Raw genomic sequence first — 14,568 nt, 5'->3', positions numbered from 1 at the left:
CCGCTCCGCCGACAGCGCGTGGCGGACGCTGGTGCATTTGTGCAGCACGATGACGCCGTGCTTCTTGAATTCGGTGACGTGTTCCTGCGGCTTGTTGCCGGCGGTCTCGACGATCCTGATGCCGCTTTCGATGATGGCCTGGCGGTATTCGGCGTAAGGCGGCGGCTTGATCGAGGGCAGGATGGTGAGGTTGACGCCGAACGGCTTGTCGGTGAGGTCGCGGCAGCGCGCGATTTCCTTGACGAGATCGTCCGGCGTCGGCTGCGTCAGCGCGGTGATCAGGCCGAGCGCGCCAGCATTGGCGACCGCCGCCACCAGCTCCGCGCGCCCCACCCACTGCATGCCGCCCTGCACAATCGGGTGTTCGACGCCGACGAGTTCGGTGAATCGCGTTTTGATCATGTCCCGCCTTCTTGTTTCCCCGGCGCGGGAATATCCGCGCGCTATGTTTCTTGAGATTTCAGGGGGCAGGATGACGTGATGCCCGGCAAAAGTCTACCGGGCATGAACGCCGTTGAAACAACGCGATCATGCAAAATCGGGGCTTTTGTTTCCGCCGGGCGAACAATTCCTCGATGCAGTCCGGCGATTTTTGCGGGCTGCGAGCGCTTCAGGCGGCAAAGACGGTTTGCGTGGCCATGGCCTCGTCATCGAACGCGGTCGAGATATCGCGGATGCTGATGACGCCGGTCAGGCTGTAATTGTCGATCACGGGCAGATGGCGGATATGGTTCTTGTTCATGAGATGACGCGCGTGTTCGAGCGTATCGGCGGAGCTGCACGACACCAGTTCCTGTACCGAGATCAGCTGCGACACTTTCAGGTTGACGCCGGCCGCGCCGTGCTCGGCAATGGCGCGAACCACGTCGCGTTCGGTGAACATGCCGACCGCGGTATTGCCCTCGGTCCGCACCACGTCCTTGATCACGAGCGCGCTGATGTTGCTGGCGCGCATGAGCTGGGCGGCAATGCCGACGGTTTCGTTCATCCGGATCGTCGCAACACGCGCAGTCTTCTTGCGCAATATGTCTCCGACTTGCATCGCAACCTCCTTCAGGTAGCTCTGAATTCTAGATCCGATCTAATCTTGGTATACATAATGCCAATTGTCAATGTGCAATCGTTTGCGTGTCCGCTGCCGATATCGCGATAAGTGGCAGGATTACTGACGTTTCTGTCATTCCTTCTGCTCGTGCCGTTCGCAGGCGCGCCCGGGAAGGCCGCTGGAAATCCCCCAAATATACCAGAGACGGCAAGCCATAGCGCAAAACGCGCGCTCATCGTGGGATGGGCGCGCGCTTCGTAGCAGAGCAATGTGACGGACGTGTCAGGCGGCGGCGGTCCGGGTTCTTCGCAACCGGGTGAAGCCTTCCTGGATCCCGGACCAGAACAGCGCGATCAATCCCAGCACCATGATGGTTGAGACCAGGGGATTGGAGAAGAAGATGCCGAGCGAACCCTGGGATCCCAGCAGCGACTGCCGGAATGCTTCTTCCGCCTTGTCGCCGAGCACGATGGCCAGCACCAGCGGGGCGAGGGGGTAGTTGCACTTCTTCAGGAGGTAGCCGACGACGCCGAACACCAGCATCAGCATCACGTCGAAGGTGCTGGAGTGAACCGAGTAGGCGCCGATCGCGCACAGCACCAGGATGAGCGGCGCGATGATGCTGAACGGTACCCGCAGGATCGCGGCGAAGATCGGCACGCAGGTCAGCACGACGAGGAGGCCGAACAGATTGCCGAGATACATCGAGGCGATCAGGCCCCAGACGAATTCCTTCTGCTCGACGAACAGCATCGGGCCGGGCTGCAGGCCCCAGATCAAGAGGCCGCCGAGCAGCACGGCTGCCGTCGGCGAGCCGGGCACGCCGAGCGACAGCATCGGCAGCAGGGCCGCGGTGCCGGCGGCATGCGCCGCGGTCTCCGGGGCGATCACGCCTTCGATCTCGCCCTTGCCGAAATTGTTGCCGTTCTTCGAAACCCGCTTGGCGATGCCGTAGCTCATGAACGACGCCGGCGTGGCACCGGCCGGCGTGATGCCCATCCAGCAGCCGATGAAGCAGGAGCGCAGCATCGTCAGCCAGTATCTGGGCAGGCTTTTCCAGGTCTGCAGCACGACCTTCAGATCGATCTTTGCCTTGCCGCCCTTGAAGGCCAGTCCTTCTTCCATCGTGATGAGGATTTCGCCGATGCCGAACAGGCCGATGACGGCGATCAGGAAGTCGAAGCCGTTGAGCAATTCGGTGAACCCGAAGGTCAGGCGCAATTGTCCGGTGATGGAGTCGAGGCCGACGGCGGCGAGCGCAAAGCCCATCATCATCGCCGCGATGGTCTTGAACGGCGGTTCCTTGCTCAGGCCGACGAAACTGCAGAACGCCAGGAAATACACCGCGAACTTCTCCGCTGGCCCGAATTGCAGCGCGAAACTCGCGACCAGGGGGGCGACCAGCGTGATCATGATGACGGCGAACAGCGCGCCGACGAAGGAGGAGGTGAAGGCGGCGGTCAGGGCCTCGCCGGCCTTGCCCTGCTGCGCCATCGGATAGCCGTCGAATGTCGTCGCCACCGACCATGGTTCGCCGGGAATGTTGAACAGAATCGAGGTGATGGCGCCGCCGAACAGTGCGCCCCAGTAGATGCAGGACAGCATGATGATGGCCGACGTCGGCGGCATGCTGAAGGTCAGCGGCAGCAGGATCGCAACGCCGTTGGCGCCGCCCAGTCCCGGCAACACGCCGATGATGACGCCGAGCACGATGCCGAGCAGCATCACCATGATGTTGAAGGGCTGCAGTGCCACGGCGAAGCCGTGAAACAGATTGACGATTTCTTCCATGGTGTAAGTCCTGCGACCCTGAGCTGACGCTTATTGAGCTGACGCTGGTGACGACTCCGGCTTCAGATGCCGAGCCATTCCTCGATCGGTCCTTTGGGAAGCGGGACCATGAAGTAACGTTCGAAAATGAAGTAGGTGATGATCGGCATGCCCAAGGCTACCCCGAGCACCGTCACCCAGCGATATTTGCCGAGCCATCGCATGAAGTAGCCGATGAAAATGATCGAGGCGAGGTACAGCCCGGTGAACGGCATCGAGCCGACATAGATCGCGGTGGGGATGACGACGCTCATGACCTGGCGAAGCTGTACCCACTCCGCGAACAGTTCGCCGTCCCCGTCACGCAGCACGTGCCAGAAATTGATCGCGCTGGAGACGATGATGAGCAGCCCGATGTAGAACGGGAAGAATCCGGCGCGCGGACCCTCGGCGCCCCAGTTGATCCCGGCCTTCAGGCTGCCGACGATCACGACAGCCCCGAAGAGCGCAATCAGCAGGGCGATGCCGGCTTCCACAAACTTGTGCTTTGGGCCGGCAGCGCCTGAACTATGTGTCGTCATGAAAGCTCCATGCGGAATCGCAGCTTCGCATTCGCAGCCGTTTCTGCGTCACGCGTTCGTCAGTGGTACACGCTGTGCGTAGCGGGCGGGCGAGCACCGAAGGGCGGTGCTCGCCCGTCTCTCAATCTTAGTGATCAGTTTCCGGCGCTGAGGAAACCGGCCTCTTTCATGAGAACCTGGTGGCGCTTTTCCTCGACCTCGACCCACTTGGCATAGTCAGCCCCGGTCATGAAGGTCGTGTTGAAGGCGCCGCTTTTCATGAAATCCTTCCACTCGGTGGTGGCGCGCACCTTCGTGAGCAGATCGATGTAGTAGTCGACCTGGTCCTTGGTGGCCTTGGGTCCCATGAAGATGCCGCGAAGCATCACATACTCCATGTCGAGCCCCTGCGATTTGCAGGTCGGAATATCCTTCCAGCTCTTGCCGTCCGCGATGGGATCGCCATAGTCCATCGGCTTGCCGTCGAATACGCAGAGCGGACGAAGCTTGCCGCCGCGCCACTGCGCCACCGCCTCGATCGGATTGTTGACGGAGGAATCGACGTGGTTGCCGACCAGTTGAACGGCGACTTCGCCGCCGCCCTTGTAGGGAATGTAGGTGAACTTGGTCGAGATGGCCTTTTCGACCGCGACCGTGATGATCTGGTCTTCCTGCTTCGACCCGGTGCCGCCCATCTTCATGCTTCCGGGAGGCGCCTTTTTCACGGCGTCGACGTAGTCCTTGACGGTCTTGTACGGCTTCTCGGCATTGACCCAGAGCACGAATTCGTCGAGCGCCAGCATCGCGACCGGCGTGAGATCCTTCCAGTTGAAGGGAATGCCGGTGGCCAGCGGTGTCGTGAACAGGTTCGACAGGGTGATGATGATCTTGTGGGGGTTGTTCGCCGCCGACTTGACGTCGAGAAACCCTTCACCACCGGCGCCGCCGGATTTGTTGATGACGACCAGCGGCTGCTTCATCAGACTGTGCTTGGTGACGATGCCCTGGATCGTGCGCGCCATCTGGTCGGCGCCGCCGCCGGTGCCGGCGGGTATGATGAATTCAACCGGGCGAACCGGCTCCCAGGCCGCAGAGGCGATGCCGCTGGTGCAGAAGGCGGCAACCGTAGCCAGCGCAATACGCAGAACAGAACTCTTCATGTCTCTCTCCCAATGGATTCAAGCGCGCCGGTCTTGGCCGGCTTTGCCATCAACTGATTCCGGGCAGCCTTGAGGCCTTGTCCCGGTCGATCGTACCGCAGGGATTGTTCCTGCGAGACGGTTGCCAGTCAGAATTGTACGAGGGACCTTCCAGCGTGGCATCCGCAATTTTCGGAGTATTTTGGATTTCGATGGGTAGCACGATCGACGTTTGATCATATTCCCCGAAGGTAGTGGCGGTCCTGCGGACCAGCCATTCCGAACCTTGCCGCCTGATTGCCCCCCCATGTTGCGCTCTGTTGTTGCCGCGCTAACGCGAGCATATTGGTATGCGATATGCCAGAGTGCAAACGAATAGTCCGTCCGGATTGAGGGTAGGCCAATTTGTCGCAGTTGCAAGTCCGGTGTTGCTCAAACCTTGGCCAAAGGTGAGCGAACACAGCGTTGAAGTGCAGGATCGAGTCGAAGCCATTCGCGAGATCCGGTGCGCTGTCAGCCGAGCCGCCGCGCGACACCGCATCCGATCGGGGATATTTAGGTATACGAAATGCCAGTTGGAGGCGTACGCCGGTCACGCGCCATACCTGGTCCGTGAAAAAGGCCGCCGGAACGCCCGGCGGCCTTTGAAATCGGTGCTCGCAGAGCGAGCCCTATTCGGCGGCGACCTTGCGCGGCGGATCGAGCGCGCCGGAATCGTGGATCTCCGCGACCTGATGATCGCTGAAGCCGAGCACCTGGCGCAGGATTTCGTCGGTGTGTTCGCCGAGCAGGGGCGAACGGGTCACCTCGGTCGGTGAGTCCGACATCTTGATGGGGTTGCCGACCGAGAAGTACTTGCCGCGCTCGGGATGGTCGACCTCGACCACGGTGCCGGTGGCGCGCAGCGACTGGTCCTCGATCAATTCCTTCATCGACAGGATCGGGCCGCAGGGGATGTCGTCCTTGTTGAGGATATCCATCGCCTCGAATTTTGTCTTGGTCATCGTCCACTGTTCGATGCGGGCGAAGATGGCGTTGAGGCGCGACAGCCGGGCCGGGGGCTTGGCGTAATCCGGATGGGTCTTCCAGCCGGGCTCGCCGATCACGTCGCAGATCTTCTCCCACACCGGCGCCTGGGTGATGAAGTAGATATAGGCGTTGGGATCGGTCTCCCAGCCCTTGCACTTCAGGATCCGGCCGGGCTGGCCGCCGCCGGAATCGTTGCCGGCGCGCGGCACCGCGTCGCCGAACGGAATGCCTTCGCCGAACTGGCTGTATTCCTTCAGCGGGCCATGGGCCAGCCGCTGCTGATCGCGCAGTTTGACGCGCGCCAGATTGAGCACGCCGTCCTGCATCGCGGCGGTGACCTTCTGTCCCTTGCCGGTGACGGTGCGCTGATAAAGCGCCGTGACGATGCCGAGTGCCAGGTGCAGGCCGGTGCCGCTGTCGCCGATCTGCGCGCCGGTGACCAGCGGCAGTCCGTCGCGAAAGCCGGTGGTCGACGCGGCGCCGCCGGTGCACTGCGCGACGTTCTCGTAGACCTTGCAATCCTCATACGGGCCCGGGCCAAAACCCTTGATCGAGGCCACGATCATCTTCGGGTTGATGCTCTGGATCTTCTCCCAGGGAAATCCCATGCGATCGAGCACGCCCGGACCGAAATTCTCCACCAGCACGTCGCAGCTCTTGATCAGCGCGGTCAGGACTTCCTTGCCCTTGGGATTCTTGGTGTCGAGCGTGATCGAGCGCTTGTTGTGGTTGAGCATGGTGAAATACAGGCTGTCGACGTTCGGCACGTCCTGCAACTGGCCGCGCGTGATATCGCCGACGCCGGGGCGCTCGACCTTGATCACGTCGGCGCCGAACCATGCCAGCAACTGCGTGCAGGTCGGCCCCGACTGGACGTGGGTGAAATCGAGAATGCGAACGCCCTTCAGCGCCTTTGTCATGGTCTTGCTCCGTATCGTGTCTGCTCCTGCGCGAGCGCAGGAAGGAATAAAGACGGGGCCCGTCGTCGGCCCCGCCGAATGTGGGCGGGTTATTTCTTCTTCAGCTTGCTTTGCGGGTTGAGGTTGCCGATGCGGCCGCTCTCGCTGCCGGCGGCCGGGTCCAGCACCGCGTTGATCAGGGTCGGCTTGCCGGAATCCATCGCCGCGTTGACGGCGCGCTTCAGTTCGTCCGGCGAGGTCGCGTTGACGCCGACGCCGCCGAAGGCTTCCATCATCTTGTCGTAGCGTGCGCCCCTGACGAACACGGTGGGTGCCGGATCCGAGCCGGCCGAATTGACGTCGGTGCCGCGATAGATGCCGTCATTGTTGAAGACCACGATGCAGACCGGCAGATTGTAGCGGCAGATGGTTTCGACCTCCATGCCGGAAAAGCCAAAGGCCGAGTCGCCTTCGACGGCGAGCACCGGCTTGCCGGTCTCGATCGCGGCCGCGATGCAATAACCCATGCCGATGCCCATGATGCCCCAGGTGCCGACGTCGATGCGCTTGCGCGGCTGGTACATGTCGATGATGCCGCGCGCGAGATCGAGCGTGTTGGCGCCTTCGTTGACCAGGATGGCGTCCGGCCGCTCCTTGATGACGGTGCGCAGCACGCCGAGCGCGCCGTGATAGTCCATCGGCGAGTTGTTGTTCATCAGCCGCGGCGCCATCTTGGCGACGTTCTCGTCGCGCTTCTTGGTGACAGCACCGGTCCAGTCGGACGGTGGGGCCGTCCAGTTGCCGCCCATGCCCGCGAGCAGTGCGGCGACGCAGGAGCCGATGTCGCCGACCACCGGAGCTGATATCTCGACGTTGGAATCCATTTCCTTCGGCTCGATGTCGATCTGGATGAATTTCTTCGGCGCGTCGCCCCAGCTCTTGCCCTTGCCGTGCGACAGCAGCCAGTTCAGCCGCGCGCCGATCAGCATCACGACGTCGCTGTCCTTCAGCACCGTCGAGCGCGCCGCACCGGCGCATTGCGGATGGGTGTCGGGCAACAGGCCCTTGGCCATGCTCATGGGCAGGAACGGAATGCCTGATTTCTCGACCATGCTGCGGATCGCGTCGTCGGCCTGCGCGTAGGCAGCACCCTTGCCGAGGATGATCAGCGGACGCTTGGCGCTTTTCAGCACGTCGAGCGCGCGCTTGATCGCTTCGGGGGCGGGGATCTGCGCGGGGGCAGCATCGATCACCTTGACCAGCGACTTCCGTCCGGCTTCGGCGTCCATCACCTGTCCGAACAGCTTTGCCGGCAGATCGAGATAGACGCCGCCCGGGCGTCCCGAGACGGCGGCGCGGATCGCACGCGCCAGGCCGATGCCGATGTCGGCGGCGTGCAGCACGCGGAACGCGGCCTTGCACAGCGGTTTTGCAATCGCGAGCTGGTCCATTTCCTCGTAGTCGCCCTGCTGCAGGTCGACGATCTCGCGTTCGGACGAGCCGGAGATCAGGATCATCGGAAAACAGTTGGTGGTGGCGTGCGCCAGCGCGGTGAGGCCGTTGAGGAAGCCGGGCGCCGAGACGGTGAGGCAGACGCCGGGCTTCTTGGTCAGGAAGCCCGCGATCGAGGCGGCGTAGCCGGCGGCCTGCTCGTGGCGGAACGAGAGCACGCGGATGCCCGCGGCCTGCGCCATGCGGCCGAAATCCGTGATCGGAATGCCCGGCACGCCGTAGATCGTGTTCAGGCCGTTGAGCTTGAGCGCATCGATGATGAGGTTGAAGCCGTCGGTCTGTTCGGCTTCGTCGGCCGCGCTGGCATCGATGCTTTGTACTGCTGCGGACATTCCGCTTCTCCCTGATCGTTTTTTGTTACGGACTGGTCCGTCGCTTCGTAAAAACAGCTGTCGTTGTCGGTCGTTGTCAGAAGAGCTCTTGCCCGTGGGCTTCGACATAGGCGGCAAGGCCGAGCGTGTGATCGCGCGCGCGCTTCTCCGCAAGCTCGGTGTCACGCTCCTCGAGCGCCTCGATGATGGCCAGGTGCTCCGGCAACGAGGTGGCGGTGCGGTCGACGCGGCCGATGGTCAGCTGCCGGTAGCCGCGAACATGCAGCAGGATGTCGTTGGTCATATCGACCAGAACAGGCGATTCCGACAGCGAGATCAGCGCCTGGTGAAAGGCGATGTTGGCCTTGGAATATTCCTCGACATGATTCTGCGGCAGGCGGTCCTTGCCGAAATCCTTGAAGAAGTCGCGCAGCGCGGAGATGTCCTTCTTGCGCGCGGTCGTCGTGATCAGCCGGGCCGCCATGCTCTCGAGCGCGGCCCAGGCCCGGATCATGTCGACGATTTCGTTCTTGGTCCGGCGCACGACCACGATGCCACGGCGCGGCACGGTTTTCACAAAACCGTCCTGTTCCAGCATCGCGATGGCTTCGCGGATAGGGGTGCGGCTGACGCCGAGGCGTTCCGACAGCGCGCGCTCGTCGAGCATCACCTGTTCCGGCGTCGCGTAGATGTCCATCTTGAGAATGGCTTCCTTCAAGGCTTCGTAGGCCTTGTTCTTGAAGCTGGTCTCCGGCGCAATGCGGACGATCGCGATTTCAGCCTCGGCCATGGGTGGCGGTGCCTTGGTTGGTTTCCGTGCGGGCATGACTGGTCTCCTCAGGTCGGGAGACGTCTTTTAACAGAAGAAATCCGAAACAATTTTTGGCATACCAAATACCACCATGTCAAGTTGCCAGTGTTTTCGGCATTTCCGCCCCTTAGCCTGCCTTGACAATCTTGTCTCTGGCATACCAAATGCCATAACTGGCCAGGATTGACCATACCAGATGCTGCAGTGGACGCGGACCCGCGTTGGCGATCACCGGAATCCCGACCGAATCGGCGCCGCAAGGCGCAGTTCCGATGTTCGTGCCCGCTGCCGATGGAATTAAAAAACAGACGTCAAGGAGGAAGCCAATGTCGAGTTCCAAAGATGCGGTCCGCAAAATTCTGGATGCGGTCAAAGCGGACAAGCGCACGAGTCTGACGGCGCCGGAAGGCAAACTGGTCTGCGATGCCTACGGCATCCCGGTTCCGAAGGAGGGCGTCGCCAAATCCGCCGCCGAGGCAGCCAAGCTCGCGGCCGACATGGGCTTCCCGGTCGTCATGAAGATCGTCTCGCCTGATATCCTGCACAAGACCGAGGCCGGCGGCGTGGTGGTCGGCGTCAAGACCGCTGCCGACGCCGAGAAGAATTACGACACCATTCTGGCCAACGCCAAAAAGTACAAGGCCGACGCCAAGATCGAAGGCATCCAGGTGCAGCAGATGCTGCTTGGCGGCCAGGAGGTCATCATCGGCGCGGTCACCGACGGATCGTTCGGCAAGCTGGTGGCCTTCGGCCTCGGCGGCGTGCTGGTCGAAGTGCTGAAGGACATCACCTTCCGCCTCGCGCCCGCGACCAGGGACGATGCGCTGTCGATGCTGGACGGCATCCAGGCCCACGAGATGCTGAAGGGCGTGCGCGGCAGCGATCCCGCCAACCGCGACGCCATCGCCGACATCATCGTCAACGTTTCCAGGCTGATCACCGATTTCCCCGAGATTTCGGAAATGGATCTCAACCCGGTGTTCGCCACCAAGGCCAATGCGATCGCCGCCGACGTCCGCATCGTCGTCGACTTCGCGCCGCCGGCGCCGCGTCCGCGCCCCAACCATGACGACGTCGTGCGCCAGATGAACCGGATCATGAAGCCGAAGGCCGTGGCGGTGATCGGCGCATCCGCCGAGAACGGCAAGATCGGCAACTCCGTGATGAAGAACCTCATCAACGGCGGCTACAAGGGCGAGATCTACCCGATCCATCCCAAGGCCGATGAGATCATGGGCAAGAAGGTCTACAAGTCGATCAAGGACGTCCCCGGCGAGGTCGACATTGCCGTGTTCGCGATTCCCGCCAATTTCGTCGCGGCGGCCCTGACCGAATGCGGCGAGAAGAAAGTGGTCGGCGCGATCCTGATTCCCTCCGGCTATGCCGAAACCGGCAACATGGCGGGGCAGGAGGAAATCCAGGCGATCGGCCAGAAATACGGCATCCGCCTGATGGGGCCGAACATCTACGGCTTCTATTATACCCACGCCAATCTGTGCGCGACCTTCTGCACCGCCTACGACGTCAAGGGCTCGGCGGCGCTGTCGTCGCAGTCCGGCGGCATCGGCATGGCGATCATCGGCTTCTCGCGCTCGGCCAAGATGGGCGTCTCCGCCATCGTCGGCCTCGGCAACAAGTCGGACATCGACGAAGACGATCTGCTCACCTTCTTCGAGCAGGACGACAACACCCAGATCATCGCGCAGCATTGCGAGGACCTGAAGGACGGCCGTGCCTTTGCCGAAGTGGCCAAGCGCGTCTCGAAGAAAAAGCCGATCGTGGTGCTGAAGGCCGGCCGCACTTCGGCCGGCGCCAAGGCGGCGAGCTCGCATACCGGCGCGCTCGCCGGCAACGACAGGATCTACGAGGACGTCTTCAACCAGTCCGGCGTGATCCGCGCGCGATCTCTGAGGGACATGCTGGAATTCGCCCGCGGCATTCCGGTGCTGCCGACGCCGAAGGGCGAGAACGTCGTCATCATCACGGGCGCCGGCGGTTCCGGCGTGCTGCTGTCGGACGCCTGCATCGACAACAAACTGTCGTTGATGACGATCCCGCCGGATCTCGACGCCGCGTTCCGCAAATTCATTCCGCCGTTCGGCGCCGCCGGCAACCCGATCGACATCACCGGCGGCGAGCCGCCGATCACTTACGTCAACACGGTGAAACTCGGTCTCGAAGACCCGCGCATCCACGCGCTGATCCTCGGCTACTGGCACACCATCGTGACGCCGCCGATGGTGTTCGCGCGCAACATGGTCGAGGTGAAGAACGAGATGAAGGCCAAGGGCATCGAGAAGCCGATCGTGGCCTCGCTGGCCGGCGACATCGAAGTCGAGGAGGCCGCCGACTATCTCTACCAGAACGGCATCGTCGCCTACGCCTACTCGACCGAAATCCCGGTCGCGGTGTTAGGGGCCAAGTACAAATGGGCCCGCGGCGCGGGGTTGCTGTAACGGTCCAACGGTTCAACGACGAAGCGCCGCTGCGGAGAAATCAGCAGCGGCGCTTGCGCGAGTGGTGATCGGGCCGGGGGCGGCTCTATTCGTTCCACGGGTTGAGGTGCGGTACGCCGAATGCGGCAAAATCCCTGACGTTGCGCGTGACCAGCGTGAGGTCTTTGGCGAGCGCGGTCGCCGCAAAGAAGCCGTCCATAACGGAAAGCGCAACGCCGCTTCGGCGACTCTGCGCCATCAGGTCGCCCCAGTGTTCGGCAACCGCGTGATCAATCGGCAGAATCCGCTCGGCGAAGCGTGCCGGCAGATCGTTGGTGAGCCAGGCGGCCAGCGCGTCGCGCCGGCGACCGCCGTTCATCAAGGCAATGCCACGCCGAACCTCAGCGATCGAAGCGACACTGATGAACACCCGATCCTCGTCGACGGCGTCAAGCCAGCCAAGTACCTTGAGGTCGGGGGCCGGTCGCTGCATCTCCGACAGTACGTTGGTGTCCAGCAGGAAGTTCACAGGACGACGTCACGAGGCGCATCGCGCTCGCGCTCCAGATCGAGATCGGCGCCGCGCAACGGCGATGCGAGCAGGAATTCGGCCAAGGTTCCTTTACGCACGGTCTTGCGTGCCCACTCTTCGGCGGAGACGATCACCGCACTTGGCTTGCCGTTACGGGTGATGGTCTGCGGGCCGGCTTGGGCACGATCGACCACCTCGGAGAGCCGGGCCTTGGCGACAGCGAGAGTCCATGTGCCGCCAATAGGCGGCGAAGGCGTCTTGTTGGCATTCGTCATAGAGCCCTCATATGACTATAGTGACTATATTGACTATATATTACCCGACGCTTTTGGGCAATGGGAGAAGGCGCTACATTGGACATTCCCACCCCGCTGCTGCGTTGCAAACAACACCAGCGGGAAAACGGTCCGACTGCCGCCATTATCGATAGCCGATGCGTGAAAGCTACGATCAGCAGGTTCGCCAAAATGATTGGAGAATCTCACGCCTCAATCCGGATGAATGCAGCCGGCGTTGCCGAAGCAGCTAATGTGGAGCCCGCGTCTGCACGGCCGGGAGGATTGCTTGATTTATGAGTCGTCTGCCGCCTGCGCCGGACGCATCGCCCGCGATGACTACGACCAGATCGCGCGCGGGCACGACATATATCAACTGTCCTCCGATGCCCGCGGCGAAGTATGCGGCGGTTTCTCCCGGTGGCCTGGTGACCCACCAGAGATAACCGTAATCCGCGGCGCGGACCGGCGATCCACCGTGGTTGTGTTGCTGCGTGGCCTCGGTGACATACGTTTCCGGAACGAGTTGCATTCCATTCCAACTTCCGCTGCGCAGATACAGGCTGCCGATTTTCGCCATGTCACGCGCGGTGAGGGCGAGCCCGGACGACCCTTGCAGGTTACCCTCGTCATCGAGCGGCCACGCGTAGTTCTCTATTCCAAGGGGTCCAAACAAATGCTGCTGGGCGAAGCGGCGCGGGTCCTGCCTGATCGCACGGGTCAGAACAACTGAGAGCAGATGCGAGGCTTGATTGTCGTAGCTGAACTGCCGTCCCGGCGCGTCCAGCATCGGGCGATGGAGCGACCAGGCCCAAAGCCGCGCCGATGGGGGCAGTGCGCCGATGCTGGCCGGATTAAAACCGGAGCTCATCGTCAGCAAGTGCCGAATCGTGATCTCGCGCACGCGGGAGTCGACGCCCGGCGCCAGAGCCTCGGGCAGGAGATCGCCGAGGTGTTGGTCGAGGCTGTCGAACGCCGCATGACCGAGTGCGATGCCGACGAGAATCGACATCACGCTCTTGGTGACGGAGTGGACGGGTAGCAGGTCGTCGGGACTGGTCCCATGCCGATAGTACTCGAACACGGGCAGGTCGCCGCGTAGGACGACCACCGCCCGAATCGACCGGTAGTTCTCTCTGAGTGTCTTCGAAAGCTCGGCCTGACGTTCGGCGTCCATGTCGGCTGCGGCTGGCGGTGTTGCGGACAACGGCTGCGCCGATAGCCACGGAATAGGCGCGCCGAGCAGCAGCATCGCAAGGATGCGCGTCACCAGGCGAAGGCGCGCTGGCCTTTCCATCAACGTCGGGGCTCCTTCAAATCGAGGCCTGCTTTGAAGCCGATCGGCACGGCTGGAGAGTGCGGCCGTGGCCGGCCTCCGTTGAATGACATAGCACGAGGTCCGGCATGGACGAGGCTTGCCATCGCTACCGGACCGCAGTCCGCGACGGGTCATCGCACCGACCCTGTCGCTTTAGCCCACTCCTCTTGAATGACATAGCGAAAGCGGCCAGGAGGGACGACGACGTTGTTCGCTTTGGCAAGCGCGCTCGAGAGCGTTGCGTTGCAGCGCTGATAAAAAAACTCGACTGCTTCGTTGTTCGATTGAATGCCCGCGCCCTGAGCCCCGTCTGCATTCGATCGAACGCAACCGCGAAGAACCGATACGACCGTCTGCAGCCTGCTATCGTCGCGCGCCGGCTGCGCGAGCGAGGGGGCGGCTGCGATTGCAGTCAACGATGCGGCCATGCTGATCGCCTTGATCATCTCGTCTTTCGCGATTGGAATTTGCTGGCAGACCTTGATTGGGCACTGCGGCTTAAATGGGACGGTGCCGCAGCGAGGAGGAAGGGGCCTTACCGCTCCGCTTACAAATTTGGGATAGGCGGCACGTTGCTGTCCTTGTGTGACGACCCGACGGGCAAATCACTTCCGATTTACAGAATTCATGTCAAGCCCCTTGCGAAAAAATATTTCTGTTTTCCAGAAATGAAAATTGGGCTACATGTTTCGCCATCCCGTCCCATTCAGAGGGGCATTGCCCGAGGTCATCAGTGCGGGACGGGGATGCGGTGGACGCGGATGGCGCTCTTTGACCAAGGCGCCTGAAGTGGACGGCGAAATCGTGTGGTCCTGACACCCCAAAGGCTGGTGTCAAGTTCGCAGCCTGAGGCTGCGGATGACGGTGGCAAAAGCGCAGGGCTCACCGAGGAGAGCACGTATAAGCCGTAAACCATTGCGCGGGGAATGCCG

At 62.2% G+C, this 14,568-nt stretch carries 13 protein-coding genes; 1 reads left to right on the top strand and 12 read right to left on the bottom strand.

Annotation, left to right across the window (positions count from 1 at the left end):
* The 8 genes from Q7U29_RS26270 to Q7U29_RS26235 all read right to left on the bottom strand — a co-directional run.
* On the bottom strand, positions 1-402 hold a 402-nt coding region (locus Q7U29_RS26270; RefSeq protein ID WP_304746329.1), incomplete at its 3' end, for a nitronate monooxygenase family protein.
* Between the two features lie 208 nt (positions 403-610).
* On the bottom strand, positions 611-1,042 hold the full coding sequence (locus Q7U29_RS26265) for a CBS domain-containing protein (protein ID WP_304746327.1): 432 nt from the start codon (positions 1,040-1,042) through the stop codon (positions 611-613).
* Positions 1,043-1,327: 285 nt separating this feature from the next.
* Complete coding sequence (locus Q7U29_RS26260; RefSeq protein WP_304746325.1) at positions 1,328-2,836, bottom strand: tripartite tricarboxylate transporter permease; 1,509 nt, start codon at positions 2,834-2,836, stop codon at positions 1,328-1,330.
* 62 nt (positions 2,837-2,898) lie between these two features.
* A complete protein-coding gene (locus Q7U29_RS26255; RefSeq protein WP_304746323.1) occupies positions 2,899-3,396 on the bottom strand; it encodes a tripartite tricarboxylate transporter TctB family protein in 498 nt (165 codons plus the stop codon).
* A gap of 134 nt (positions 3,397-3,530) precedes the next feature.
* Positions 3,531-4,535 (bottom strand): tripartite tricarboxylate transporter substrate binding protein, encoded by a 1,005-nt coding sequence (locus tag Q7U29_RS26250; protein ID WP_304746321.1) that lies wholly within the window; start codon positions 4,533-4,535, stop codon positions 3,531-3,533.
* A 650-nt stretch (positions 4,536-5,185) separates the two neighbouring features.
* Positions 5,186-6,463, bottom strand: coding sequence for a formyl-CoA transferase (gene frc / locus Q7U29_RS26245; RefSeq protein WP_304746319.1), 1,278 nt, complete (start codon positions 6,461-6,463; stop codon positions 5,186-5,188).
* 89 nt (positions 6,464-6,552) lie between these two features.
* The gene (gene oxc / locus Q7U29_RS26240; protein WP_304746317.1) at positions 6,553-8,286 is read right to left on the bottom strand and encodes an oxalyl-CoA decarboxylase; all 1,734 of its coding nucleotides are present in this window, start codon (positions 8,284-8,286) and stop codon (positions 6,553-6,555) included.
* Between the two features lie 76 nt (positions 8,287-8,362).
* The gene (locus Q7U29_RS26235; protein WP_304746315.1) at positions 8,363-9,091 is read right to left on the bottom strand and encodes a GntR family transcriptional regulator; all 729 of its coding nucleotides are present in this window, start codon (positions 9,089-9,091) and stop codon (positions 8,363-8,365) included.
* Positions 9,092-9,402: 311 nt separating this feature from the next.
* Between Q7U29_RS26235 and Q7U29_RS26230 the strand changes: the two genes are divergently transcribed.
* Complete coding sequence (locus Q7U29_RS26230) at positions 9,403-11,532, top strand: acetate--CoA ligase family protein (protein WP_304746313.1); 2,130 nt, start codon at positions 9,403-9,405, stop codon at positions 11,530-11,532.
* Between the two features lie 85 nt (positions 11,533-11,617).
* Here the strand turns inward: Q7U29_RS26230 and Q7U29_RS26225 are convergent, their stop codons facing one another.
* From Q7U29_RS26225 to Q7U29_RS26210, 4 genes are all read right to left on the bottom strand, one after another.
* Entirely contained in the window at positions 11,618-12,040 is a 423-nt protein-coding gene (locus tag Q7U29_RS26225) for a type II toxin-antitoxin system VapC family toxin (protein ID WP_304746312.1), read from the bottom strand.
* The gene (locus Q7U29_RS26220; protein WP_304746310.1) at positions 12,037-12,318 is read right to left on the bottom strand and encodes a type II toxin-antitoxin system Phd/YefM family antitoxin; all 282 of its coding nucleotides are present in this window, start codon (positions 12,316-12,318) and stop codon (positions 12,037-12,039) included. Before Q7U29_RS26220 ends, Q7U29_RS26225 begins: the two co-directional genes overlap by 4 nt.
* A 250-nt stretch (positions 12,319-12,568) precedes the next feature.
* Positions 12,569-13,615, bottom strand: a complete 1,047-nt coding sequence (locus tag Q7U29_RS26215) for a serine hydrolase (RefSeq protein ID WP_304746308.1) — start codon at positions 13,613-13,615, stop codon at positions 12,569-12,571.
* A 152-nt stretch (positions 13,616-13,767) separates the two neighbouring features.
* Entirely contained in the window at positions 13,768-14,082 is a 315-nt protein-coding gene (locus Q7U29_RS26210) for a hypothetical protein (RefSeq protein ID WP_304746306.1), read from the bottom strand.
* Between the last annotated feature and the right edge of the window lie 486 nt (positions 14,083-14,568).

The sequence above is a fragment of the Bradyrhizobium sp. genome (assembly GCF_030654605.1).
Lineage (GTDB): Bacteria > Pseudomonadota > Alphaproteobacteria > Rhizobiales > Xanthobacteraceae > Bradyrhizobium.
Note: the sequence above shows the minus strand (reverse complement) of the source record. Positions and strands in the feature narration are given on the sequence as shown.